The following is a 24,271-nucleotide window of genomic DNA, read 5'->3' as shown; positions in this document are numbered from 1 at the left end:
GCCCGTCCGGACGGGCACCCCCGGGGATGTTCAGGTGTGAGTCGGACACCGGCCGTGGCAGGAGCCGGGGCCTGGGAGCGGGGTCAGAGCGTGGACGCCGCGGAGGCGATGGCGGCGGCGAACGTCGAGACCTCGCTGTACACACCCGGGTAGCCGGGCTCGGCGCAGCCCTGGCCCCAGCTGACGATGCCCACCTGGATCCAGGCTCCGGCGTTGTCCTTGCGGAACATGGGACCGCCGGAGTCGCCCTGGCAGGTGTCCACGCCGCCGGTGTCGATCAGCCCGGCGCAGATCTCCTCACCGGGGATCAGGTCGCTGCCGTAGGCGGCCTGGCAGTCGGCGTCGGAGACGAACGGCACGGTGGCCTTCAGCAGATAGCGCTGCTGGCCGCCGCCCTCGGTGGCGGCGCCCCAGCCGGCGATGGTGAAGGTGCCGTTGTTGTACGTGGTGCTGGTGGCGATCTTCAGGGTCGGCAGGTCGATGGGCTTGGCGAGCTTGATCAGTGCCCAGTCCTTGCCCGCGCCGTTGTAGCCGGGGGCCTGGAGGACCTTGGTGGACTTGACCTTGATCGCATTGGCGGACTGCAGGTCGACGACGCCCGCGGTGGCGGTGATGGACGTGTTGCTGCCGGAGCCGTTCACGCAGTGCGCGGCGGTGAGGACGATGTCCTTGGCGTAGAGGGCACCGCCGCAGCCCATCGACAGCCGGACCATGAAGGGGAATTCGCCCTGGGCGGCGCGGGTTCCGCCGACGACGGGGGTGGGGGCCGCGGAGGCTCCGGCGGGCTGGAGGCTGACGGCCGCGAGGACCACGGCGGCTATGACGGAGCATCTTTTCACCGCACGCAGAAGCTGCTTCAACGGACTGCCTTCTTTCGTGGGGGGTTTGTCGTGGGGGGTGTACGTGCCCTCGCCGAGGGCCGGGCACGGACAGGACCGCACCCGATAGTCATGCTCCCGACAAAGACGCGCTTCGGATTATCGGAACATGCTCACGCAGCCCACAAGATTCACTTTTCGGCCAAGATCATCCCTGACGCTCCGGCTACAGTGGAGCCCGGTTCGAGCGTCAAAGGTGGTGGGGACGTGCCGGACAGCAGCCGAGGGAACGGCCAAGGGAACGGCCGGGACAACAGTCGGGGCAACGGCCGGGGCGGCGGCCCGGTGGTCCACGGCTTCCCCCACCTCGACACCGTCCGGTCCGCGATCACGGCGCTGTACCGGAGGCTGTCGTGCGACGGTGTCCGCGGCTACGCCACGAGCCTGGCGCCCGCCGACGCCGCCTTCTCCGACCAGGACGATCTGCACCTCGGCGCCCAGCGGGTGGCGCGCGCCATCGTCCAGCACCTACATCTGCCGGACGCCCGGATGATCGTCGGTTTCCGGGCGATGGAACACGCCGCCGGTGTCGAACTCGCCGCGGGACCCGAGTACTTCATCGAACTCAACGACCGCTTCCGCACCCACCGCAGGGACATCGGCGCCGCGCTCTCGCACGAGGTCATGCATGTGCTGCTGCACCGCCTCGGCCTGGAGTTCCCCGGTACGCGCGACAACGAGATCCTCACCGACACGGCGACGACGTACCTGGGCGCGGGCTGGCTGCTGCTGGACGCGTTCCGCGAGGACGCCGTCTCCAGCCAGAAGCTCGGCTATCTCACCCCGGAGGAGTTCGGATACGTCCTCGCCAAGCGGGCGTTCGCCTTCGACGAGGACCCCTCCCCGTGGTTCACGAGCCCGCAGGCGTACACGGCCTACACCAAGGGCCGCGCCCAGGCCCTCCACGACACCCGGCAGCCGCCCCTCACGGCCGCGGGCTGGGCGGGCCGGCACCGCTACGCCAAGGACCGGCGGCACGCCCAGGACCACCCGGCCACGGTGGCGCCCCAGGGCTCCGGCGCCCCGTACGCCTTCGAGAGCGGCCCGCAAGGGCTCCGGGTCTCCTTCGCCTGCCCCACCTGCCACCAGCGCATCCGCGTTCCGGTGCGCGGCCGGGTTCGGGCCCGGTGCGGACTGTGCCGGACGGTCCTGGACTGCACCACCTGAAGCAACCGGGGCTCCGCCCCGGAATCAGCCGTCCGGCGGCTGAGGACCGAGCGGTGACCGGACGGATCCGCCCGGTCACCGCACTCGGTCCGCGGCGCTACGCGGCCCTGCGGCCACGCCCCGCCGCCGCACCACCACGCCCGGCCCCGGAACGCCCGGCACCACGCGCCTCACCTCCGCCACGGCCACCACTCGCACCGGCGCCCGCACCGGCGCCACGGGAAGAACCGCCCGCGCCCCGGCCCTCGGCGCCGCCGCCCTGTCCGGCACCACCGCGCCGGCCCCGGCCGCGGCTGCCCGAGCGGAAGCCGGAGCCACCGGCCGCCGCCCCGCCCGACCGGGTACGCGGCTTCGGCTGCGTCGGCTGCGGGACCTCGATGACGATCGCGACGCCGGACGGCTCACGGGCCCCGGTGATCCGGGTGAGTTCCTCGTCGCTGGACTTGATCCGGGTGGTCCGCGGGGCGATGCCCGCGTCGGCCATCAGCCGGGTCATCTCCCGCTTCTCCTCGGGCAGCACCAGGGTGACGACGCTGCCGGACTCCCCGGCACGCGCTGTGCGCCCGCCCCGGTGGAGGTAGTCCTTGTGATCGGTCGGCGGGTCCACGTTCACGACCAGGTCGAGGTCGTCGACGTGGATGCCACGCGCCGCCACGTTCGTCGCCACGAGCGCGGTGACCTGGCCGTTCTTGAACTGGTCCAGCGTCCGGTTGCGCTGCGGCTGCGAGCGCCCGCCGTGCAGGGCGGCTGCCCGTACACCGCTGGCCAGCAGCCGCTTGGCGAAGCGGTCGGCACCACGCTTGGTGTCCACGAACATGATGACCCGGCCGTCACGGGCGGCGATCCGGGTGGCGACGGCCTTCTTGTCGGTCTCGTCGGCCACGTGCAGCACGTGGTGCTCCATGGTGGTGACCGCGCCGGCGGACGGGTCGACCGAGTGCACGACCGGGTCCGTCAGGAACATCTTGACGAGGCGGTCGATGTTCTTGTCGAGCGTCGCGGAGAACAGCATCCGCTGACCGTCCGGCTCGACCTGCTTGAGCAGGGCGACGACCTGCGGCATGAAGCCCATGTCGGCCATCTGGTCGGCCTCGTCGAGGACGGTGATGGCGACCTGGTCGAGGCGGCAGTCGCCACGCTCGATGAGGTCCTTCAGCCGGCCGGGAGTGGCGACGAGCACCTCGGCGCCGCGGCGCAGCGTGCCGGACTGCTTGCTGATCGACATGCCGCCGACGACGGTGGCCAGGCGCAGGTTCACGGCCGTGGCGTACGGCGTCAGCGCGTCGGTGACCTGCTGGGCGAGCTCGCGGGTCGGCACGAGGACGAGCGCGAGCGGGGCGCGCGGTTCGGCGCGCCGTCCGCCGGTACGGGCCAGCAGCGCGAGGCCGAAGGCGAGGGTCTTGCCGGAGCCGGTGCGGCCGCGGCCGAGGATGTCCCGGCCGGCGAGCGAGTTCGGCAGGGTGGCGCCCTGGATCGGGAACGGATCGGTGACGCCCTGCGCGGCAAGGGTCTTCAGCAGGGCTGCGGGCATGTCCAGCTCGGCGAACGCCTCGACGGCGGGCAGTGCGGGGGTCATGGTTTCGGGCAGGGCGAACTCACCCTGCGGCGGCGTGGCCCTGCGACGGGGCGACGCTTTGCCGGATCCCTTGCCGGAACCCTTAGCGGTTGCCTTTGCCGGGGCCGTGCCGCGCCCCCTCGACGGGCGGTTGCGGGCGGGTCGGTCCTGGCGTTCGGAGCGGGTCATACGGAATTGCCCTCCTGGGGGATTCCTGAGGATTCCTAGGGATTCCTGGGAACTGCTTGGGACTGCTTGGGACTGCCGAGGAGTGCTGGGGACCTCCGCGGGACGGGTGGTGCTTCCTCACCCTGTCCCGTGGACAGCACAAGCCGGGACCCGCACCTTCACGGTGCGGGCCCCGGCTGCGAGGTACGCGTCCGGCAATTAGGCCGGGACGATGTTCTCCGCCTGCGGGCCCTTCTGGCCCTGCGTGACGTCGAAGGAGACCTTCTGGCCCTCCTGGAGCTCACGGAAGCCCGAGGTGGCGATGTTGGAGTAGTGGGCGAAGACGTCGGCGCCGCCGCCGTCCTGCTCGATGAAGCCGAAGCCCTTTTCCGAGTTGAACCACTTCACGGTTCCAGTAGCCATGTCATTCTCCTAAAAGAGGTGCAGTGCCGGAAATCCGCACTTTACGAATTCCAAGTCGCCGCATTGAGCCCCATCCGGAGAAAGCCGGAAAACAATAATGCGCCTGAGGAAGCATTCCCGTCAGGCGCACATAATGTTCATGGGTACCAAAACTGCAACACGGCAACCGTAGCACGATCTGTCGGTCAGCGGTGGGACACGCCGCGTCGCCGGACGGCAGATTTTTGTCCGGGCCCATGGGACAACTGGCCGGGAGCGGGCTCGACACGCCGCCGAAAACTTTCCCGCGGCGGGTGTCGGGGCGGCTGGGCGGCATCGGTCCGCGAGCCGTGGAGGCCGTCGGTTCGGGCTCCGGCTCGTGCAGTATCGACGTCATCAATTCTGCGCCGTTACACCGATCGGGTGACCCGGAGCGATCGCGCGCCGTTGACGTCGGCCCCGTCCGGAGGTGTGCCACTGCCGCTCTCTCATGGGTCAGGCGCCCAGGGCGATGCCGTCCAGGACCATCGAGAGGTACTGGCGGGCGATCTCCTCGGGACTGTGCTGTCCGCCGGGCCGGTACCAGGACGCCGCGACCCAGACGGTGTCGCGGACGAAGCGGTAGGTCAGGCGGATGTCGAGGTCGGCGCGGAAGGTCTGGTCGGCGACGCCGCGTTCCAGCGTGCCGAGCCAGGCCTTCTCGAACTTCTGCTGGGAGTCGACGAGGTACTGGAAGCGCGGCTGGGTGGCCAGGTGCTTGGACTCCTTCTGGTAAATGGCGACGGCGGCGCGGTGCCGGTCAATCTCCCGGAAGGACTCGGTGACGAGGGCCTCGATGGTCTCCCGGGGGCCGAGTCCGGCGGCGAGCACCGCGTCGTACCCCTCCCAGAGTTCGGCGAGGAAGGTCGAGAGAATCTCGTCGATCATCGATTCCTTGGAATCGAAGTGGTAGTAGAGGCTGCCCGCGAGCATCCCGGCCGCGTCCGCGATCTTGCGGACGGTGGTGGCGTTGTATCCCTGCGCGGCGAACACCTCGGCGGCGGTGTCGAGCAGTTCGCGGCGGCGCTCGGGCGCAGGGGTCACCTGGGGCTTCTTCTTGTTAGGCACGCGCCCATTCTCCGCCCGCCGGGACACCGCCCCGGACACCCGCCCGGTCGAGCCGGCCCCCGGTCCCGGCCGCTCCGGGCGCCCGCCGACGCGGGAGGCGTCGTCGACGAGGAGGCGGGCGCCCTCTCGGGCGGAGGTCAGGATTCGTACGGTGCGCTGTCGTCCCCGGTCCGGCGGATCGTGCGCAGGGGCTTTCCGGGCCGCCATACCTGTACCACCAGCTCATCGGAGTCCAGCGTCGTACGGACCACCTCCTGGAGTTCCGCGCGGAAGAGGTGGAACGGCTCCGGCGGCTTCACCTCCTCGGTGAAGCGGGCCAGGATCCCGGGGTCGGTCTCCTCCACCGCGCGGCCGGAGACCCGGACGTCGCCGTCGGCCATCTCGGCGTCCGGTCCCGGATTGGCCTGCATCGCGAACCGCGGATCGCGCATCAGGTCCAGCGCCTTGCGCGAGTTCGGCATCATGCCGAGCCACAGCTCACCGAAGAGGACGTACACCTCCAGGCCGGTCACCCGCGGCGATCCGTCCTTGCGCAGGGTCGCCAGGACCTGGTGCTTGTACTGCCCGAAACGGGCCCGGACGGTGTCGGCGAAGGCCGGCTGTGCGGACTGGAACTCTTTCCAGGAACTCGGTGTCATGAGGCCATGGAACCCTGGAATCCCGACATCCCCTGTCCGGAATTCCGCTCGGCCCGAAGGTTCGTCCGCCCGACGGCTCGTCCGCCCGAAGCCTCATCCCCTCGACAGGGTCACCAACAGCGCCCACCCGTGGGTCCGGAGCACCCCCGGTGATTCCCCCTGCGCCAACAACGCGTCGTAGCGGTCGAGGACGACGTCCTGGCCGTCGAGCACCGCACCGTCCTCCAGCGCGACGGCCAGCACCGCCCCGCCCTGCGGCACCGACAGCAGGACGGTGCCGCGTACCACCGCGACCTCCGCGCTCGTACGCTCCCTGCGGTACATCACATTGAAGTTCACGACCGGGCCGCCGAGCAGTCGGCCGTACGTCTCCAGGTCGCCGGGGAATTCGTGCGGCCAGTACGGCTCGTCGACGATGTGGTGCTCGCCGCCCACCATGAGGTCCATCCCGGCGCCCTCGACCACGGTCAGCGTGCGGTCGACGCCGGGGAACGAGGAGAACGGCCCGTCCTGGGACACATCGGCCAGGCTGACCCGCCAGTCGAAGGTGTCCAGCGGTGCGCCCTCGGGGTACGCCGCGATCTCCCGGGTGACTCCCCCGCCGTTCTTCCAGGGCGTGGCCGTACGGTCGGCCGCCCGCAGCACCCGGGCCGTCACGTGACGATCCCCTGCGCCCGGGCCGCGGCCAGCCACTGCGGGAATTCGGCGACCAGCCGGTCGTACAGCTCGGCGTCCGGGACCTTGCGCGGGTCGGATCCGGCGTGGAAGAAGCCGGCGTTGTCGACGGGGCGCTTGGCGGGTACGGCCAGTTCGTCGAGCTTGCGCAGGAAGTCGAACTGCGTACTCCGCTTGTTGCCGAAGCCGATGAACTGCCAGAACAGCGGCAGTTTGGCCGCCTTGCACAAATAGCGTTCCGCCGCGTGCTTGCTGATCGGGCCGCCGTCGGTCTGGAAGACGACGAGTGCGGGGGCGGTCGAGCCGCTGTCGAGGTAGTGGTCGATGACCGCGTCCATGGCCAGGTGGTAGCTGGTCTTCCCCATGTGTCCGAGGCCCGCCACGATCGCGTCGACCCGGCCGCGGTGGTTGTCCAGGGCTATGTCGGTGAGGGCGTCGACGCCGGTGGAGAAGAAGACGACGGGCACGCGGCCGTCGTCGTCGAGATGCGCCGCGAGACCCAGCACCCGGTCCGCCAGGGCCTGGACGCTGCCGTCCTTGTAGTACTCCTTCATCGAGCCGGAGTAGTCGAGCACCAGGTAGACCGCGGCCCGTTCGCCGCTCATGCCGCGCTTCGTCAGCGACACCGACGCGCTCTTGTAGAGGCCGGCCAGCGCGGGGGCGGTCTCCTCGATCTTGCGCAGGCTGATGGCCGGACCTGTTGTGGCGGACGAGCCGACCATGCGCGTTCTCCGAATCCCCGACGTGTCAGAACACTGAGAACACCGAGCGTAAGGCACCCGGATCCGTCCCGGGCGGCGGCGTTCGCTATCTTGATCGCCGCCGTCCCCACCGGCCGCTCGTGTCTGCCCACCGTGAAGGAGCCTGCCGTGGAGGCCGCGGTCACCACCTGTTTTCGCCATCCGTCGTACGAGACGTATGTGAGCTGCACGCGCTGCGAACGCTTCATCTGCCCCGACTGCATGCGTGAGGCCGCCGTCGGCCACCACTGCGTGGAGTGCGTGAAGGAGGGGCAGCGCTCGGTCCGGCAGGCGCGCACGGTGTTCGGCGGTGCGGTGCCCAGGAGCGCGGTGCCGCTCGTCACGTACGTGCTGATGGGCCTCAACATCCTGGTGTATCTGGGCGAGTTGGTCCGTCCGGGGATCGTCGACCGGTTCGCGATGCTCGGCGCGGGCATGAACGGCCCGGACGGCGCCCAGTACGTCTACGAGGCCGGGGACTTCCCCGGCTTCGATGTGATCGGTGTGGTGGGCGGCGAGTGGTACCGGCTGCTGACCGGGGCCTTCCTCCATCTCCCACCGGGCGAATCGTCCTTCGGCTCGCTGCCGTTCGGGGTGCTGCACATCCTCTTCAACATGTACGCGCTGTGGAATCTGGGTCGCGTCGTCGAGGAGCAGCTCGGCCGGGCCCGTTATCTCGCGCTGTATCTGCTGTCCGCGCTGGGCGGTTCGGTCCTGGTGTATCTGATCGCGCCGTTCGACAGCACGGTGGGTGCCTCGGGTGCGGTCTTCGGTCTCGGCGCGGCGTTCTACGTCATCAACCGGCGCCTGGGCCGCGACATGCAGGCGGTGAACCGGTTCATGGCCGGGTTCCTGATCTGGATGCTGATCTCGGCCGGATTCACCTCGTGGCAGGGCCACTTGGGCGGGCTGCTGACGGGCGCCGCCGTCACGGTCGCGTACGCGTACGCCCCGGCGAAGCAGCGTACGTCGACCCAGGCGGCCGCGGGTGTGGTGCTGCTCGCCGTGCTGGTGCTGCTGGTGGTGCTCAAGACGTCGGCGTTGACCGGGTGAGCGGTCCGCCCGTCCCGGAACGCACCGCGGCGCCTGCCGAGATCGTCCGGTCGGGGACGGGCAGGCGCCGCGTTCAGTTCCGTACGCCTTTGTACGGGACGTCTTGTGTGCCGTGTGATCAGACCGTCAGGGCACGGTCCGTCGGGCGGATCGGGGCCGGCAGGGCGCTGGCTCCGGTCAGGAAGCGGTCCACGCCGCGCGCCGCGGAGCGGCCCTCGGCGATGGCCCACACGATGAGGGACTGGCCGCGGCCCGCGTCACCGGCGACGAAGACTCCGTCGACGTTGGTGGCGTAGTCCGCGTCGCGCGCGACGTTGCCGCGCGCGTCGAGCTCCAGGCCGAACTGCTGGACCAGGCCGTTGGACTGGTCGGTGCCGGTGAAGCCCATGGCCAGGGTGACGAGCTGGGCGGGGATCTTCCGCTCGGTGCCGGGCTTCTGCTCCAGCTTGCCGTCCTTGAACTCCACCTCGACCAGGTGCAGCGCCTGGACGTTGCCGTCCTCGTCGCCCTCGAAGTGGGTGGTGGAGACGGAGTACACGCGCTCCCCGCCCTCCTCGTGCGCCGAGGTGACCTTGTAGAGCATCGGGAAGGTCGGCCAGGGCTGGTTGGCGTTCCGGTCCTCGCCCGGCCGGGGCATGATCTCCAGCTGGGTGACGGAGAGCGCGCCCTGGCGGTGGGCGGTGCCCACGCAGTCGGCGCCGGTGTCGCCGCCGCCGATGACGACGACGTGCTTGCCCTCCGCGGTGATCGGGGAGACCGTCAGGTCGCCCTCCTGCACCTTGTTGGCGAGCGGCAGGTACTCCATGGCGAAGTGCACGCCGTTCAGCTCACGACCCGGGACCGGCAGATCGCGGGAGACGGTGGCGCCCGCGGCGATGACGACCGCGTCGTAGCGGCGGCGGAGCTTGGCGGCGTCGATGTCCTTGCCGATCTCCACCTCCGTACGGAACTTGGTGCCTTCCGCCCGCATCTGCTCGATACGGCGGTTGATGTGCGACTTCTCCATCTTGAACTCGGGGATGCCGTACCGGAGGAGGCCCCCGATGCGGTCCGCGCGCTCGAAGACGGCGACCGTGTGGCCGGCCCGGGTCAGCTGCTGGGCCGCGGCGAGACCGGCCGGACCCGAACCGACGACGGCGACGGTCTTGCCGGAGAGCCGCTCGGGCGGCTGCGGGGTGACGTCGCCGCTGTCCCATGCCTTGTCGATGATGGAGACTTCGACGTTCTTGATGGTGACGGCCGGCTGGTTGATGCCGAGCACGCACGCCGACTCGCAGGGGGCCGGGCAGAGCCGCCCGGTGAACTCCGGGAAGTTGTTCGTGGCGTGCAGGCGCTCGGACGCGGCCGACCAGTCCTCGCGGTAGGCGTAGTCGTTCCACTCGGGGATGAGGTTTCCGAGCGGGCAGCCGTTGTGGCAGAACGGGATGCCGCAGTCCATGCAGCGGCCGGCCTGCTTGCTGATGATCGGGAGCAGCGAGCCCGGAACGTAGACCTCGTTCCAGTCCTTGACGCGCTCGCCCACGGGGCGGGTCTCGGCGACCTCGCGCCCGGTGGTCAGGAAGCCCTTGGGGTCAGCCATGGGTCGCCGCCTCCATCATCTTCTCGGTGGTCTCCTGTTCGGAGAGACCGGCGAGCTCAGCGGCGTCCTTGGCGGCGAGCACTGCCTTGTACGTGGACGGGATGATCTTGCTGAAGCGGGCCACCGCGGTGTCCCACTCGGCGAGCAGCTTCTCGGCGACCGTGGAACCGGTCTCCTCCTGGTGGCGGCGCACGACGTCGTGCAGCCACTGCTCGTCGGTGTCGGAGAGGGCCTCGATCGCGCCGAGGTTGCCGACGTTGACGTTGTCGCGGTCCAGGTCGATGACGTACGCGACTCCGCCCGACATGCCTGCGGCGAAGTTGCGTCCGGTCTCGCCGAGCACGACGGCGTGGCCGCCGGTCATGTACTCGCAGCCGTGGTCGCCCACGCCCTCGGAGACGACGGTCGCGCCGGAGTTGCGGACGCAGAACCGTTCACCGGTCCGGCCGCGCAGGAACAGTTCGCCGCCGGTCGCGCCGTAGGCGATGGTGTTGCCCGCGATGGTGGAGTACTCGGCGAGGTGCTCGGCGCCACGGTCCGGGCGGACGATGACGCGCCCGCCGGAGAGGCCCTTGCCGACGTAGTCGTTGGCGTCGCCCTCCAGTCGCAGCGTCACACCGCTCGGCACGAACGCGCCGAACGACTGGCCGGCCGAGCCGGTGAAGGTGATGTCGATGGTGTCCTGCGGCAGACCGGCGCCGCCGAACTTCTTCGTCACTTCGTGGCCGAGCATGGTGCCGACGGTCCGGTTGATGTTCCGGATCGCGATCTGGGCCCGGACCGGCTGGGCGGCCTCGGCGCTCTGCGCGTTCAGTGCGTCGGCGGCCAGCTTGATCAGCTCGTTGTCGAGCGCCTTGGCGAGACCGTGGTCCTGCTCGATCAGCTGGTGACGGACCGCGCCCTCGGGCAGCTCGGGGACGTGGAACAGGGGCTCCAGGTCGAGGCCCTGCGCCTTCCAGTGCGTGATCGCACGGTCGGTGTCCAGCAGCTCGGCGTGGCCGACGGCCTCTTCGATCGTACGGAAGCCGAGCTCGGCGAGGAGCTCGCGGACTTCCAGGGCGATGAACTCGAAGAAGTTGACGACGTACTCGGCCTTGCCGGAGAACCGACTCCGCAGGACCGGGTTCTGGGTGGCGATGCCGACCGGGCAGGTGTCGAGGTGGCAGACACGCATCATGACGCAGCCGGAGACGACGAGCGGCGCGGTCGCGAAACCGAACTCCTCGGCGCCGAGCAGCGCGGCGATGATGACGTCGCGACCGGTCTTCAGCTGGCCGTCGGTCTGCACGACGATGCGGTCGCGCAGGCCGTTGAGCAGCAGGGTCTGCTGGGTCTCGGCGAGCCCGAGCTCCCAGGGGCCGCCCGCGTGCTTCAGCGAGGTGAGCGGGGAGGCACCCGTTCCGCCGTCGTGGCCGGAGATCAGGACGACGTCCGCGTGCGCCTTGGAGACACCCGCGGCGACGGTGCCGACGCCGACCTCGGAGACCAGCTTCACGTGGATGCGGGCCGCCGGGTTGGCGTTCTTGAGGTCGTGGATCAGCTGAGCCAGGTCCTCGATGGAGTAGATGTCGTGGTGCGGCGGCGGCGAGATCAGCCCGACACCCGGGGTGGAGTGCCGGGTCTTGGCGACCCACGGGTAGACCTTGTGGCCGGGCAGCTGGCCGCCCTCGCCGGGCTTGGCACCCTGCGCCATCTTGATCTGGATGTCGTCCGCGTTGACCAGGTACTCGCTGGTCACACCGAAGCGGCCGGAGGCGACCTGCTTGATGGACGAGCGGCGCGCCGGGTCGTAGAGCCGGTCGGCGTCCTCACCGCCCTCACCGGTGTTGGACTTGCCGCCCAGCTGGTTCATGGCGATGGCGAGGGTCTCGTGCGCCTCGCGGGAGATCGAGCCGTACGACATGGCGCCGGTGGAGAAGCGCTTGACGATGTCGGAGACGGGCTCGACCTCGTCGACCGGGATCGACTCGCGGTCGCTCCTGAAGTTGAACAGGCCACGGAGCGTCATCAGGCGCTCGGACTGCTCGTTCACCCGGTCGGTGTACTTCTTGAAGATGTCGTACCGCTTGTTGCGCGTGGCGTGCTGGAGGCGGAAGACCGTCTCCGGGTCGAACAGGTGCGGCTCGCCCTCGCGGCGCCACTGGTACTCGCCGCCGATCTCCAGCGCGCGGTGCGAGGCGGAGATGCCGGACGCCGGGTAGGCCTTGGCGTGGCGGGCGGCGACTTCCCGGGCGATGACGTCGAGGCCCGCGCCGCCGATCTTGGTGGCGGTGCCGTTGAAGTACTTCGCGACGAAGCCCTCGTCCAGGCCGACGGCCTCGAAGACCTGGGCGCCGCGGTAGGAGGCGACCGTCGAGATGCCCATCTTGGACATGACCTTGAGGACGCCCTTGCCGAGCGCGTAGATCAGGTTCCGGATGGCCTTCTCGGGCTCGATGCCCTCGATGAACGTACCGGCGCGGACCAGGTCCTCGACGGACTCCATCGCCAGGTACGGGTTGACCGCGGCGGCGCCGTAGCCGATCAGCAGCGCGACGTGGTGGACCTCGCGGACGTCTCCGGCCTCGACCAGCAGCCCCACCTGGGTGCGCTGCTTGGTGCGGATGAGGTGGTGGTGGACGGCCGAGGTGAGCAGCAGCGACGGGATCGGGGCGTGCTCGGCGTCGGAGTGCCGGTCGGACAGGACGACGAGGCGGGCGCCGTCCTCTATGGCGGCGTCGACCTCGGCGCGGATCTGTTCGATCCGCTCCGCGAGGGCGTCGCCACCGCCGCCGACCCGGTAGAGCCCGGAGAGCGTGGCGGCCTTCATGCCCGGCATGTCGCCGTCGGCATTGATGTGTATCAGCTTGGCAAGCTCGTCGTTGTCGATCACCGGGAACGGCAGCGTGACGCTGCGGCACGATGCGGCGGTCGGCTCCAGCAGGTTGCCCTGCGGGCCCAGCGTGGAGCGCAGCGAGGTGACGAGCTCCTCACGGATGGCGTCCAGCGGCGGGTTGGTGACCTGGGCGAACAGCTGGGTGAAGTAGTCGAAGAGCAGCCGTGGGCGCTCGGACAGGGCCGCGATCGGGGAGTCCGTGCCCATGGAGCCGAGCGGCTCGCCGGCGGTGCGGGCCATCGGGGCGAGGATGACGCGGAGCTCTTCCTCGGTGTAGCCGAAGGTCTGCTGGCGGCGGGTGACGGAGGCGTGCGTGTGCACGATGTGCTCCCGCTCGGGGAGGTCCTCCAGCTCGATCTCGCCGGTCGCCAGCCATTCCTCGTACGGCTGCTCGGCGGCGAGCGCGGCCTTGATCTCGTCGTCCTCGATGATGCGGTGCTCGGCGGTGTCGACCAGGAACATCCTGCCGGGCTGGAGGCGGCCCTTGCGGACGACCTTCGCGGGGTCGATGTCCAGGACACCGACCTCGGAGGAGAGCACGACGAGGCCGTCGTCGGTGACCCAGTAGCGGCCGGGGCGCAGACCGTTGCGGTCCAGGACCGCGCCGACCTGGGTGCCGTCGGTGAAGGTGACGCAGGCCGGGCCGTCCCAGGGCTCCATCATCGTGGAGTGGTACTGGTAGAAGGCACGCCGGGCCGGGTCCATCGAATCGTGGTTCTCCCACGCCTCGGGGACCATCATCAGCACCGAGTGCGGCAGCGAACGGCCGCCGAGGTGGAGCAGCTCCAGGACCTCGTCGAAGGAGGCGGAGTCGGAGGCGTCGGGGGTGCAGACGGGGAAGATCCGGTCGAGCTGCTCCGTACCGCCGTGCCCGTTGTCGGCGGAGCCGAACGCACTCGACGCGAGCTGGGACTCGCGGGCCTTCATCCAGTTGCGGTTGCCCTTGACCGTGTTGATCTCGCCGTTGTGCGCGACGAAGCGGTACGGGTGGGCGAGCGGCCAGCTCGGGAAGGTGTTCGTGGAGAAGCGCGAGTGGACCAGCGCGACGGCGGTGGCGAAGCGCCGGTCGGAGAGGTCCGGGAAGAACGGCTCCAGCTGCCCCGTGGTGAGCATGCCCTTGTAGACGATCGTGCGCGCGGAGAGCGAGGGGAAGTACACCCCGGCCTCCCGCTCGGCGCGCTTGCGCAGCACGAAGGCCCTGCGGTCGAGTGCGATGCCGGTGCTCGCGCCGTCCGCGACGAAGAGCTGGCGGAACTCGGGCATGGTGGCGCGGGCGCCGTTGCCGAGGATGTCCGGGGTGACCGGGACCTGGCGCCAGCCGAGGACCTTGAGGCCCTCCTCGGCGGAGATCTTCTCCAGCTTCCGGACGGCCTCGGTGGCGTCGTCCGCGGGCAGGAAGGCGATTCCGACGGCGTAGGCGCCGGCCTCGGGGAGGTCGAAGGCGACCTCGTCGCGGAGGAAGGTGTCCGGCACCTGGAGGAGGATTCCGGCTCCGTCGCCGGAGTCGGGCTCGGATCCGGTGGCACCGCGGTGTTCGAGGTTGCGCAGTACGGTCAGCGCCTGCTCGACCAGCTCATGGCTGGCCACACCGGTCAGAGTGGCCACGAACCCGACACCACAGGCGTCGTGCTCGTTACGGGGGTCGTACATCCCCTGCTGGGCGGGGCGACCGTCCATGGGCGACCAGGCGTCAGTACGCATCGGCTCTCCCGTCGTCGTCGTGGCATATGCAGTGCCGAGGGACGACGTTGGCCCTCTGCGAAATTTCGTGCAGGTTTACATGATGGGGCGCTTCTCAAGAAGCGGATAGTTCGTTCCAACATGCGGACACTGCCTGAGGCGGTGAGGGTCGCAGTCGGAGGATCGGCGCCCGGGGGGGGGGGGGACCGCAGAGAGCAGGCGTCGTTGCCTGCGGTGTCTACGGCTCATGCCCGGCGGCAATGGAAACGAAACCGCCGGGTAATGGCTACTTATGTGGAGCCCTGTATAGAGACTCATTTTACGTGGGAGGATGCCGTTCCGCCCAGAGGCGGTCACCAAGACGTACGTCACACGCATGGCGGACGCGTTACGAATGGCGGACGCGCTGCCGAAACGAAGCCCGTCCGGCGTTCAAGGACAAAGCCTTCAGCCGGACGGACTCGATGTGATGCTTCCCGCCGAGGGGCGTCAGCTTCCGAGGGCCACGCCGAACAGTGTGCCGAGACCGTAGGTGATCGCCGCGGCGGCGCCGCCGAGCACCAGCTGCCGCAGCCCGCTGTACAGCCAGCTGCGCGCCGTCACCCTGGCGACCACCGCACCGCAGGCGAACAGCCCGACCAGTGCGAGCAGCACGGCCGGCCACAGCGCACTCGCGCCGAGCAGGTACGGAAGTACGGGCAGCAGGGCACCCAGTGCGAACGCGCCGAATGAGGACACGGCGGCGACGAGCGGCGAGGGCAGATCGCCCGGGTCGATGCCGAGTTCCTCGCGGGCGTGGATCTCCAGGGCCTGCTCCGGGTCGCGCGACAGCTGCCGTGCGACCTCGCGCGCGAGGCCCGGCTCGACGCCACGGGACTCGTAGAGTGCGGCGAGCTCCCGTTCCTCGTCCTTGGGGTGCTTGCGCAACTCGCGCCGTTCGACGTCGAGTTCGGCCTCGACGAGCTCGCGCTGCGAGGCGACGGAGGTGTATTCGCCGGCCGCCATGGAGAACGCGCCGGCGGCCAGGCCCGCCAGACCGGTGATCACGATCGTCTGCTGGGAGACGGCACCACCCGCGACGCCGGTCATCAGCGCGAGGTTGGAGACCAGCCCGTCCATGGCACCGAACACCGCAGGGCGCAGCCAGCCGCCGTTCACATCGCGGTGGGTGTGGTTGTCTCGGTGCGCCTCGTGCAGTACGGCGTCGGTCTCGATGATGGACACAGCTCTCCCCTTCTCCGGCAGCGGGTTTCACGCGCTCCGCCCCCGCTCAACACCGTCGAAAGTACGCACGAAATGGGGCCCCCGCCAGCAAGGCAGGCCGTACTTACCCGCCCCCGTGACCAGGTGAGTACGGCCTGCCTTACCGACGCCGAGCCGTCATCCAACTGGCCCTTTTGTTGTGATTATCGGCCTCTGTCGGGGCTCTGCGTGGCACAGATCGAGCGAACGAGAACTGGCTCGGTGTGAGCGAAGGGTCGACGCGATGGAGTCGATTGCAGGAAATCCGGCAGAGCCGCGGACCGGCGGCACGGCGGCGGCACGGCACGGCGCACCGGCGGCGGGGGGCGGCGCGGACCGGGGCGCGGGTGCGGGTGCGGGTGCGCGGGGGGACCTGGGCGACCGGGCCAGGGGTTCCCTGCTCGGTCTCGCGGTCGGCGACGCGCTGGGCGCACCGGCGGAGAACCTGCGGCCGTCCGAGATCCGCCGTCGCTGGGGCCGGATCGAAGGCTTCGTGAGCGACGACCCCGCGGGCACGGACGACACGGAGTACGCGATCTTCTCCGGGCTGCTGCTCGCCCGGCACGGTTCGGCGCTGACCGTCAACCAGGTGGAGCGGGCCTGGCATCTGTGGATCGCCGATCTGGACGAGGGGCCGTTCCGTGGCGCCGGGTTCAGTGAGCGGGGCACGCTGGAGAACCTGCGCCGGGGCCTCGCCGCCCCGATCTCCGCCCAGCACCGGCACGCCTGGAGTGACGGTCTGGCGATAAGAGCGGCACCGTTCGGTGTCTTCGCGGCGGGCCGACCGTACGAGGCGGCGCGTCTGGTCGCGGTGGACGGGCGGGTCAGTCATGACGGGGAGGGCATCTACGGCGGCCAGGCGGTGGCGGCCGGGGTGGCCGCCGCGATGGTGGGGGCCGGGCTCGCGTCGGTGATCGCCGCCGCGCTGTCCGTCGTTCCCATGGACTCCTGGACAGCGCGCTCGCTTCGACGCGCGGTGGCGGCCGCGCAGCGCACGTACCCCGACCGGCTCACCATGGAGCGCGCGGTGCGTTCCGCGGTGGTGGTCGGCGGCTACCCGTGGACGGACCTGGCGCCGGAGGCGGTCGGACTGGCGTTCGGCGCGTTCGCGGCGGCGCGCGGCGACTTCCGCACGGCGGTGCTGACCGCGGTCAACATGGGCCGCGACGCGGACACCACGGCCGCGGTGGCGGGAGCCCTGGCCGGCGCCCTGCACGGGGCGTCCGCGATTCCCCGGCACTGGGGGGACGCGATCGGCCCGGTCCGGGGCAGCTGTCTGCCGTCGATGCGGGGCTACCACGTCCTGGACATCGCTGAGTTGCTCACTCCGGAAGACGCGGACGACGCGTACGCGGGGGCAGGCGCGGGGGCGGGGGACGAAGCCCCCACGCCGGACGACACCCCGACACACGACACCCGTTCCGCGTACCTGTCTCCCGACACCTCGCCCCCCTCCGACGAAGAGGCCCCGAACCGGAACCACCGGGGTACGGACGCGGACCCGGCGTACGCGGGGGCGAGGGACCAAGCCCCCACGCCGGACGACGCCCCGACACACGACACCCGTTCCGCGTACGTGTCTCCCGACACCCCACCCCTCTCCGACGAAGAGGACCCGGACCGGAACCACCGGGATACGGACGCGGACCCGGCGTACGCGGGGGCGGCGGACGAAGCCCCCACGCCGGACGACACCCCGACACACGACACCCGTGCGTACCTGTCTCCCGACACCCCGCCCCCCTCCGACGAAGAGGCTCCGAACCGGAACCACCGGGGTACGGACGCGGACCCGGGCCCGGACCCGGACAGCGTTCCGCGCGCGCCCGTCTCCCCCGCCGCCCGTCTCCGTACCCGTCCGGCGCCCGGGCACCGGGCCCGGATCGAGGGGCTGCTGCTCGGGCTCGCCGCCGGAGACGCCGCCGGATGGCCGGCCGCGCGGCACCGGGCCAGCCGGATGCCCGAGTGGACCCGGCGCCTCACCCGGGAGCTCGACACCTTCGCCGAGCAGAACGCCACCACCACGCTGCCCGTCCCCATCGCGCTCAACCAGCCGCCCGAACCTCTGCGGCTCGGGCCCTCGGACGACGCCGAATGGGCGGCTTTCGCCGCCGGGACCGTGCTCACCTCGGCGGCCGGTCCGCTGCACGGCCTGTCCCCGGAACGCCGGATGCGGGCCGCCGTCGACGTCGCCTGGAACGCGCTGGCGGCCGAGGTCGCCGCGGCCGCCGCCCGGGCCCCCGAGGTCGAGTCCGCGGTGCTCCCGCTGCGCGCCCGGATCTCGGTGCGGGCCGGGCTCGGCAATCTCGCCGCCGGGTTGCGCCCACCCGCCACCGGCCACGACAACCCGCACTACTTCGACGACGCGGCCTGCGTACGGGCCGCCGTGCTCGCCGTCGTCCACCCCGCGGATCCCGCCGCCGCCGCCGACCTCGCCGAGTTCGACGCCCGTTACACGCAGGACGGCGACGGTGTGCACGGCGCGCGGGCGATGGCCGCCGCGATCGCCGAGGCGCTGGGCGGCGCGGACGTGGACACCGCGGTGAACGCCGCGCTCGCCCAGCTCCCCGACGGCACCGAGATCGCCCGCAACGCCGCACACGCCGTCCGGATCGCCCGTGACTTCGTCGGCGAGGCGGCGGGCGCGTTCGCCCTCGTACCGGTGCTGGAGCATCAGATCGTCGACCACGTCTACAGCTACGGGATCGCCGCCGCCGAGACCGTCCCGGTCGCCCTCGCCCTGGCCACGGCGGCGCGCGGGCAGATCGCCCAGGCCGTTCCCGCGGCGGCGTGCCTGTCCCGGGTGGCCGACTCGGCACCCGCCCTGGCCGGTGCGCTGACCGGTGCGCTCGGCGGTATCGGCGCCGTCCCGAACGGCTGGCGCGAGGCCTGCCGCACCCTGGCCGGGTGTGCGCTGCCCCGCCTCGCGGGGACCGATCTCATCGAACTCGCCGGGCTGCTGGCAGACACGGAACCGACACCCACGGGTGGACAATTCGGACATGACATCCACCATGCCCACGCGGTCCGGGGCGAGAACCACGGCACTCACACTCGATGAACGGATCACGGGAGCGCTCGTCGGCGCCGCGGTCGGCGACGCACTCGGCGGTCCGGTCGAGGGCCGGCCTCCCGAGCAGATCACGACCCGCCACGGCGGGCGGATCAGCGGCATCGTCGGCCCGTGGGACGGCGACGACTGGCGTACGGCCCGCCCCATCGCCCCGTACCACAAGGGCGACGGACACGTCACCGACGACACCTTGATGACCCATGCGCTGGTACGGGTGTACGGGGCGGTGCGCGACCACCTCGACGCGTACGCGGTCGCCGACCACCTGGTGCCCGAACTGATCTCCACGCCCCGCTGGATCCCGGAGCTGGAGGCGGACGCACTGCCGCTCCAGCGGATCTTCCTCGCCGAGAAGTGGATCGTCGCACGGCTGCACTACGGCCATGTCGATCCGCGTGAGGCGGGCTCCGGAAACATCGTCAACTGCGGTGCGGCGATGTACATGGCGCCGGTCGGCCTGGTCAACGCCGCGCATCCGCATGCCGCGTACGCCGAGGCGCTGGATGTCGCCGGGGCCCATCAGTCCTCGTACGGCAGGGAGGCGGCCGGAGTCTTCGCGGCGGCCGTCGCCGCGGCCTGCGCCCCGGGCGCGACGCCCGCCGCCGTCGTCGACCTCTGTCTCTCGCTCGCCAAGGACGGCACCCGGTCCGCCATCGAGGCGGTGTGCGAAGTGGCCGCCCGGTACGACGACTTCGAGTCGGCGCTGGCCCCACTGCGTACCGCCGTCGCCCCCTTCGACACCGTGGGCCCCGACTACCGCTCCCCCTCGCTCGGCGCCCGTCGGCCCTCCCGGCTGCACTCCATCGAGGAACTCCCGATCGCGCTCGGCATGCTGCTCGTCGCGGACGGCGACTACCGGCACACAGTCCTCGGCTCGGTCAACTACGGTCGGGACTGCGACTCGATCGCCACGATGAGCGGCGCCCTCGCGGGCGCACTCCACGGCGAGCGGGAGATCCCCGCCACCTGGGTGGAAACGGTCGCCGAGGCCAGCCGGCTCGATCTGCACGCCCCCGCGCGGACCCTGGCGGACGTCGCCCGCGAGGTGTTCGTACGGGACACGGCCCGGCGCCGCGCGCACGAGTCGGCGTTCGCCGCGCTGGCGGGCACGCCATGACGGTACGGCTGACGTGGGTGCAGCCCGAGGACCTGGTCGGGCACGAGCTGCGCCAGGCGGCCGAGGACGGGCGGGACGCGCGGGCCGTCGCACGCCGGTGGTACGAGGCGGGCGGTGCCCCCGCCCCGGAGCGCGCGGGCGCGTCGACTGCTCCGGCACCGGAGCTGCGCGCGCTCGCGGAGCGGCTGCTGGACGAACTCGCCCTGCTGGAATCACCGTTGGACCGGGACGAACCGACGGAGCTGGCCGCCATCCGGGCCGCCTGCCCCGACTGGCCCGCCCCGCGCACGCTGCCGCCGTCGGTGAGTCAGGACCGGCTGCACGCCGCCTGGCTGGGCCGGGCCGCCGGCTGCCTGCTCGGCAAACCCGTCGAGAAACTGCCGCTCGCCGGCATCCGCGCACTGGCCCGCGCCACCGGCAACTGGCCGTTGACCACCTGGTTCACGGCCAGAGGGCTGCCCGCCGAACTGGCCGCCACCTACCCCTGGAACCGCCGCTCCGCGCCCACCTCCCTGGCCGAGAACATCGACGGCATGCCGGAGGACGACGACCTCAACCACCCACTGCTCACCGTGCTGTTGCTCCAGCGGTACGGACCGTCCTTCACCACCTGCGACCTCGCCCGCCTCTGGCTCGACGAACTCCCGGCCGGCCGGACGTTCACCGCCGAACGGGTCGCGTACCGCAATCTGCTCGACGGCATCGAGCCCCCGCACACCGCCAGGTACCGCAACCCGTTCCGGGAATGGATCGGCGCGCAGATCAGGGCGGACGTGCACGGCTGGACTCATCCGGGCAACCCGTCGGCCGCGGCGGAACAGGCGCATCGGGATGCCGTCCTCACCCACACCGGCAACGGGGTGTACGGGGCGATGTTCACTGCCGCGATGCTCGCCGAGGCGGCCGGCGGCACGAGTGACGTGCACGGCTGTCTGGCCGCCGGGCTGCGTGTCGTACCGCCGCGTTCCCGGTTCGCGCACGCGGTGCGTTTCGGCGTCGAGGCGGCCCGCGGCGACGGCTTCGACGCGGCCGTCGACCGGCTGCACGCCGAGTACGGCGGCCATCACTGGGTCCATGTGCTGCCCAACGCCGCGCTGCTCGCGGCCGCTCTCACCCATGCCGACGGCGACTTCTCCGACTCCATCTGCCATGCGGTGTCGGGCGGCTGGGACACCGACTCCAACGGTGCGACCGCAGGTTCGCTCGCCGGTCTCCTGGCCGGGAGCCCCGACGCGCTGCCCGACCGCTGGACCGTCCCGCTGAAGAACCGTCTAGCCACGTCCGTCCCCGGTTTCGACTCCATCGGCTTCGACGCACTCGCCGAACAGACCCACCGGCTCACCCACAAGGAGGCACTCCGCCCATGACCGCCATCGCGGTGCTCGGCAGCACCAATATGGACCTCGTCGCATACGTCGCACGGGCCCCGGAGCGCGGCGAGACCGTCACCGGACGGGAACTGCGCACCGTCCCCGGCGGCAAGGGCGCCAACCAGGCCATCGCCGCCGCACGCGCGGGCGCCGATGTGACGATGATCGGCGCGGTCGGCGACGACGCGTACGGCACCCTGCTGCGGTCCAACCTGGAACACGCGGGCGTCGACACCGATCTGCTGCACACCGCCGAGGGTCCCAGCGGCACCGCGCACATCGTCGTCGACGACACGGGCGCCAACTCCATCGTGGTGATCCCCGGCGCCAACGGCACCGTCACCGGCCTCGGCCCCGGCGAGATGGCCGCCATCGCGGGAGCCGATCTGCTGCTCCTCCAGCTGGAGCTGCCGCTGTCCGCCGTGCTGGAGGGCGCGCGAGTCGCCCACGCCCAGGGCGTACGGACCATCCTCACCCCGTCCCCCGTACAGCCCCTGCCGTCCGAACTCCTCGACTGCGTCGATGTGCTGATCCCCAACGAGCACGAGGCAGCCGCGCTCTCCGGCTCCGCGGACCCCCGGGCGGCGGCGCAGATCCTGCTCGGCCAGGTCCCGGCGGTCGTCATCACACTCGGCTCCAAAGGCTGCCTGTACGCGGGGCGGGGCGGCGAACCCGTGCTCTTCCCCGCGCCCGAGGTCACCGCCGTCGACACCACCGGGGCCGGGGACACCTTCGTCGGCACGCTCGGCGTGGCGCTCGGCGAGCGACGGCCCGTACCCGAGTCGCTGGCCTGGGCGTCGTCCGCCGCCGCGCTCTGCGTGCAGCGGCCGGGCGCCTCGACCTCCATGCCGTACCGCAGCGAGATCGACGCCGCATGAACGCGCCCACGCAGGCACCCCTGACCGGACTGCGGGTCATCGACCTCGCGACGCTCTTCGCCGGCCCGCTCGCCGCCACCATGCTCGGCGACTTCGGCGCCGAGGTGATCAAGGTCGAGCATCCACGCAGGCCCGATCCGTCGCGCGGGCACGGCCCCACGAAGGACGGCATCGGCCTGTGGTGGAAGCTGCTCGGCCGCAACAAGCGCAATCTGACGCTCGACCTGTCCAGCCCCGGCGGACGCGACATCCTGCTCCGGCTGGCCGCCGGAACCGATGTGATCATCGAGAACTTCCGGCCCGGGACGCTGGAGCGCTGGGGCCTCGGCTGGCAGGAGCTGCAGGACGTCAACCCGCGGCTGGTGCTGGCCAGGGTCACCGGCTTCGGCCAGTTCGGCCCGTACGCGCACCGCCCCGGCTTCGGCACCCTGGCCGAGGCGATGAGCGGGTTCGCCGCGATCACCGGGGAGCCGTACGGGCCGCCCACGCTGCCGCCGTTCGGGCTCGCCGACTCGATCGCGGCGCTGGCCACCGCGTACGCCGTGATGGCCGCGCTCGCCGGACGCGACCGGACCGGGGAGGGGCAGATCGTCGACATGGCGATCATCGAGCCGATCCTGACCGTGCTGGGGCCGCAGCCCGTCTGGTACGACCAGCTCGGTTACGTACAGCCGCGCACCGGCAACCGCTCCCGCAACAATGCGCCGCGCAACACGTACCGCACCTCGGACGGGCACTGGGTCGCGGTCTCCACCTCCGCGCAGTCGATCGCCGAGCGGGTGATGCGTCTGGTCGGCAGGCCCGGACTGATCGACGAACCCTGGTTCGGCTCCGGCACCACCCGCGCCGAGCACGCCGACGAGCTCGACGAGGCGGTCGGCGACTGGATCGCCCGGCACACCCGTGAGGAGGCGGTCTCCGCGTTCGAGAAGGCGGAGGCGGCGATCGCGCCGATCCACGGCATCCAGGACGTGATGGAGGACCCGCAGTACCGGGCCCTCGGCTCCATCACCGAGGTCGACGACCCGGAGCTGGGCCCGCTGAGGATGCAGAACGTCCTGTTCCGTCTGTCCGGGACGCCGGGCGCGATCCGCTGGGCGGGCCGGCCGCACGGCGCGGACACCGACGAGATCCTCACCGGTCTGGGCCTGTCGGCTCCGGAGATCGCCGCGCTGCGGGCGGAGCACGTGCTGTGACGGCGGCGGTCCCTCTCACCTTGCTGTACGTCCCCGGCGACCGGCCTGAGGTGGTGCGCAAGGCGCGCGACGCGGGCGCGGACGTGGTGATCGTCGATCTGGAGGACGCGGTCGCGCCGGACCGCAAGGAGTACGCGCGGTCGGCCACCGCCGAGCTCCTGTCCGAGCCCGCCGAGGACACGGCCGTACCGGTCCATGTCCGGGTCCACACCGAGGCGGACATCCTCGCCCTGGCCGGACTGCCGGGCCTGGCCGAACTCCGGCTGCCCAAGATCACACACGCGGCGTCCGTCCATCACATCGCGGCCGTGGCGCCGGGGGTCGCGCTCTGTCCGCTGCTGGAATCGGCGCTCGGCATCGAGCACGCGTACACGGTCGCCGCCTCCCATCCCCAGGTGCGCGCCATCGCCCTGGGCGAGGCGGACCTCCGGGCCGATCTGGGGGTACGGGACGATGCCGGGCTCGACTGGTCGCGCAGCCGGGTCGTGGTCGCCGCCCGCGCGGCCGGACTGGCGCCGCCCACCCAGTCGGTGTTCCCGGACGTACGGGACCTGGACGGCCTGGCGGCGTCCTGCGCGCGCGGCCGGGCGCTGGGTTTCCTGGGGCGGGCGGCGATCCATCCCCGCCAGCTCCCGGTCATCGAGCGGGCGTTCCGCCCCACGGCTCAGGAGGTCGAGGCGGCGACGGAGATCGTGGCGGCGGCCGCGACGGACGAGGGCGCACTGGCTCTCCCGGACGGCCGGTTCGTCGACGCGGCGGTCGTGGCCTCGGCCCGGCGCACGCTTGCGCTGGCCGCGCGGGAGGGGTGAGGGGAGAGCCGGTGCGGGCGGTGAGGCCGGCCGTCTTGTCGCGGACACGTGTGGGGCCCGAACCAGATG

At 71.4% G+C, this 24,271-nt stretch carries 18 protein-coding genes and 1 pseudogene; 9 read left to right on the top strand and 10 right to left on the bottom strand.

Annotation, left to right across the window (positions count from 1 at the left end):
• Positions 1-83: 83 nt before the first annotated feature.
• Positions 84-860, bottom strand: a complete 777-nt coding sequence (locus tag ACFU8Q_RS20270) for a S1 family peptidase (protein WP_384455626.1) — start codon at positions 858-860, stop codon at positions 84-86.
• A 303-nt stretch (positions 861-1,163) separates the two neighbouring features.
• On the opposite strand from ACFU8Q_RS20270, the gene ACFU8Q_RS20265 reads away from it, so the two are divergent.
• Positions 1,164-2,045, top strand: a complete 882-nt coding sequence (locus tag ACFU8Q_RS20265; RefSeq protein ID WP_384455633.1) for a hypothetical protein — start codon at positions 1,164-1,166, stop codon at positions 2,043-2,045.
• A gap of 97 nt (positions 2,046-2,142) precedes the next feature.
• On the opposite strand, the gene ACFU8Q_RS20260 is transcribed toward ACFU8Q_RS20265, so the two are convergent.
• The 6 genes from ACFU8Q_RS20260 to ACFU8Q_RS20235 form a co-directional block, all read right to left on the bottom strand.
• The gene (locus ACFU8Q_RS20260) at positions 2,143-3,789 is read right to left on the bottom strand and encodes a DEAD/DEAH box helicase (RefSeq protein ID WP_384455623.1); all 1,647 of its coding nucleotides are present in this window, start codon (positions 3,787-3,789) and stop codon (positions 2,143-2,145) included.
• 198 nt (positions 3,790-3,987) lie between these two features.
• Positions 3,988-4,191: a cold-shock protein gene (locus ACFU8Q_RS20255; protein ID WP_003969786.1), complete on the bottom strand. Its 204-nt coding sequence runs from the start codon at positions 4,189-4,191 to the stop codon at positions 3,988-3,990.
• A gap of 474 nt (positions 4,192-4,665) precedes the next feature.
• Positions 4,666-5,277 carry a TetR/AcrR family transcriptional regulator gene (locus tag ACFU8Q_RS20250; protein ID WP_384455619.1) on the bottom strand — a complete coding sequence of 204 codons (612 nt, stop codon included), beginning with the start codon at positions 5,275-5,277 and terminating at the stop codon, positions 4,666-4,668.
• A gap of 137 nt (positions 5,278-5,414) precedes the next feature.
• Positions 5,415-5,915: a pyridoxamine 5'-phosphate oxidase family protein gene (locus ACFU8Q_RS20245; protein WP_384455616.1), complete on the bottom strand. Its 501-nt coding sequence runs from the start codon at positions 5,913-5,915 to the stop codon at positions 5,415-5,417.
• Positions 5,916-6,008: 93 nt separating this feature from the next.
• A complete protein-coding gene (locus ACFU8Q_RS20240) occupies positions 6,009-6,572 on the bottom strand; it encodes a HutD family protein (protein WP_384455613.1) in 564 nt (187 codons plus the stop codon).
• On the bottom strand, positions 6,569-7,312 hold the full coding sequence (locus ACFU8Q_RS20235) for a vWA domain-containing protein (RefSeq protein WP_384455610.1): 744 nt from the start codon (positions 7,310-7,312) through the stop codon (positions 6,569-6,571). The genes ACFU8Q_RS20240 and ACFU8Q_RS20235 overlap by 4 nt, the downstream gene beginning before the upstream one ends.
• Positions 7,313-7,459: 147 nt before the next feature.
• Between ACFU8Q_RS20235 and ACFU8Q_RS20230 the strand changes: the two genes are divergently transcribed.
• A complete protein-coding gene (locus ACFU8Q_RS20230) occupies positions 7,460-8,383 on the top strand; it encodes a rhomboid family intramembrane serine protease (protein WP_384455607.1) in 924 nt (307 codons plus the stop codon).
• Positions 8,384-8,501: 118 nt separating this feature from the next.
• Here ACFU8Q_RS20230 and ACFU8Q_RS20225 read toward each other — a convergent pair whose 3' ends face one another.
• The 3 genes from ACFU8Q_RS20225 to ACFU8Q_RS20215 form a co-directional block, all read right to left on the bottom strand.
• Positions 8,502-9,962, bottom strand: a complete 1,461-nt coding sequence (locus tag ACFU8Q_RS20225) for a glutamate synthase subunit beta (protein ID WP_384455604.1) — start codon at positions 9,960-9,962, stop codon at positions 8,502-8,504.
• Positions 9,955-14,538, bottom strand: coding sequence for a glutamate synthase large subunit (gene gltB, locus ACFU8Q_RS20220; protein ID WP_384455601.1), 4,584 nt, complete (start codon positions 14,536-14,538; stop codon positions 9,955-9,957). The genes ACFU8Q_RS20225 and gltB overlap by 8 nt, the downstream gene beginning before the upstream one ends.
• 468 nt (positions 14,539-15,006) lie before the next feature.
• Positions 15,007-15,741, bottom strand: coding sequence for a VIT1/CCC1 transporter family protein (locus tag ACFU8Q_RS20215; RefSeq protein ID WP_384455598.1), 735 nt, complete (start codon positions 15,739-15,741; stop codon positions 15,007-15,009).
• A gap of 262 nt (positions 15,742-16,003) precedes the next feature.
• Here ACFU8Q_RS20215 and ACFU8Q_RS20210 point away from each other — a divergent pair.
• The 7 genes and pseudogenes from ACFU8Q_RS20210 to ACFU8Q_RS20180 form a co-directional block, all read left to right on the top strand.
• Positions 16,004-17,122, top strand: a pseudogene (locus ACFU8Q_RS20210) (ADP-ribosylglycohydrolase family protein); the annotation flags it as partial.
• A gap of 213 nt (positions 17,123-17,335) precedes the next feature.
• A complete protein-coding gene (locus ACFU8Q_RS20205) occupies positions 17,336-18,820 on the top strand; it encodes an ADP-ribosylglycohydrolase family protein (RefSeq protein ID WP_384455630.1) in 1,485 nt (494 codons plus the stop codon).
• Entirely contained in the window at positions 18,762-19,949 is a 1,188-nt protein-coding gene (locus ACFU8Q_RS20200) for an ADP-ribosylglycohydrolase family protein (protein ID WP_384455595.1), read from the top strand. The genes ACFU8Q_RS20205 and ACFU8Q_RS20200 overlap by 59 nt, the downstream gene beginning before the upstream one ends.
• Positions 19,946-21,316, top strand: coding sequence for an ADP-ribosylglycohydrolase family protein (locus ACFU8Q_RS20195; RefSeq protein ID WP_384455592.1), 1,371 nt, complete (start codon positions 19,946-19,948; stop codon positions 21,314-21,316). The genes ACFU8Q_RS20200 and ACFU8Q_RS20195 overlap by 4 nt, the downstream gene beginning before the upstream one ends.
• Positions 21,313-22,197, top strand: a complete 885-nt coding sequence (rbsK, locus tag ACFU8Q_RS20190) for a ribokinase (protein WP_384455589.1) — start codon at positions 21,313-21,315, stop codon at positions 22,195-22,197. The genes ACFU8Q_RS20195 and rbsK overlap by 4 nt, the downstream gene beginning before the upstream one ends.
• Complete coding sequence (locus ACFU8Q_RS20185) at positions 22,194-23,393, top strand: CaiB/BaiF CoA transferase family protein (protein ID WP_384455587.1); 1,200 nt, start codon at positions 22,194-22,196, stop codon at positions 23,391-23,393. The genes rbsK and ACFU8Q_RS20185 overlap by 4 nt, the downstream gene beginning before the upstream one ends.
• The gene (locus ACFU8Q_RS20180; protein WP_384455584.1) at positions 23,390-24,202 is read left to right on the top strand and encodes an HpcH/HpaI aldolase/citrate lyase family protein; all 813 of its coding nucleotides are present in this window, start codon (positions 23,390-23,392) and stop codon (positions 24,200-24,202) included. Before ACFU8Q_RS20185 ends, ACFU8Q_RS20180 begins: the two co-directional genes overlap by 4 nt.
• Positions 24,203-24,271 lie beyond the last annotated feature (69 nt).

The sequence above is a fragment of the Streptomyces sp. NPDC057543 genome, assembly GCF_042801895.1.
GTDB lineage: Bacteria > Actinomycetota > Actinomycetes > Streptomycetales > Streptomycetaceae > Streptomyces.
The sequence above is the reverse complement of the archived record's forward strand: the minus strand, read 5'-3'. Positions and strand labels throughout refer to the sequence as shown.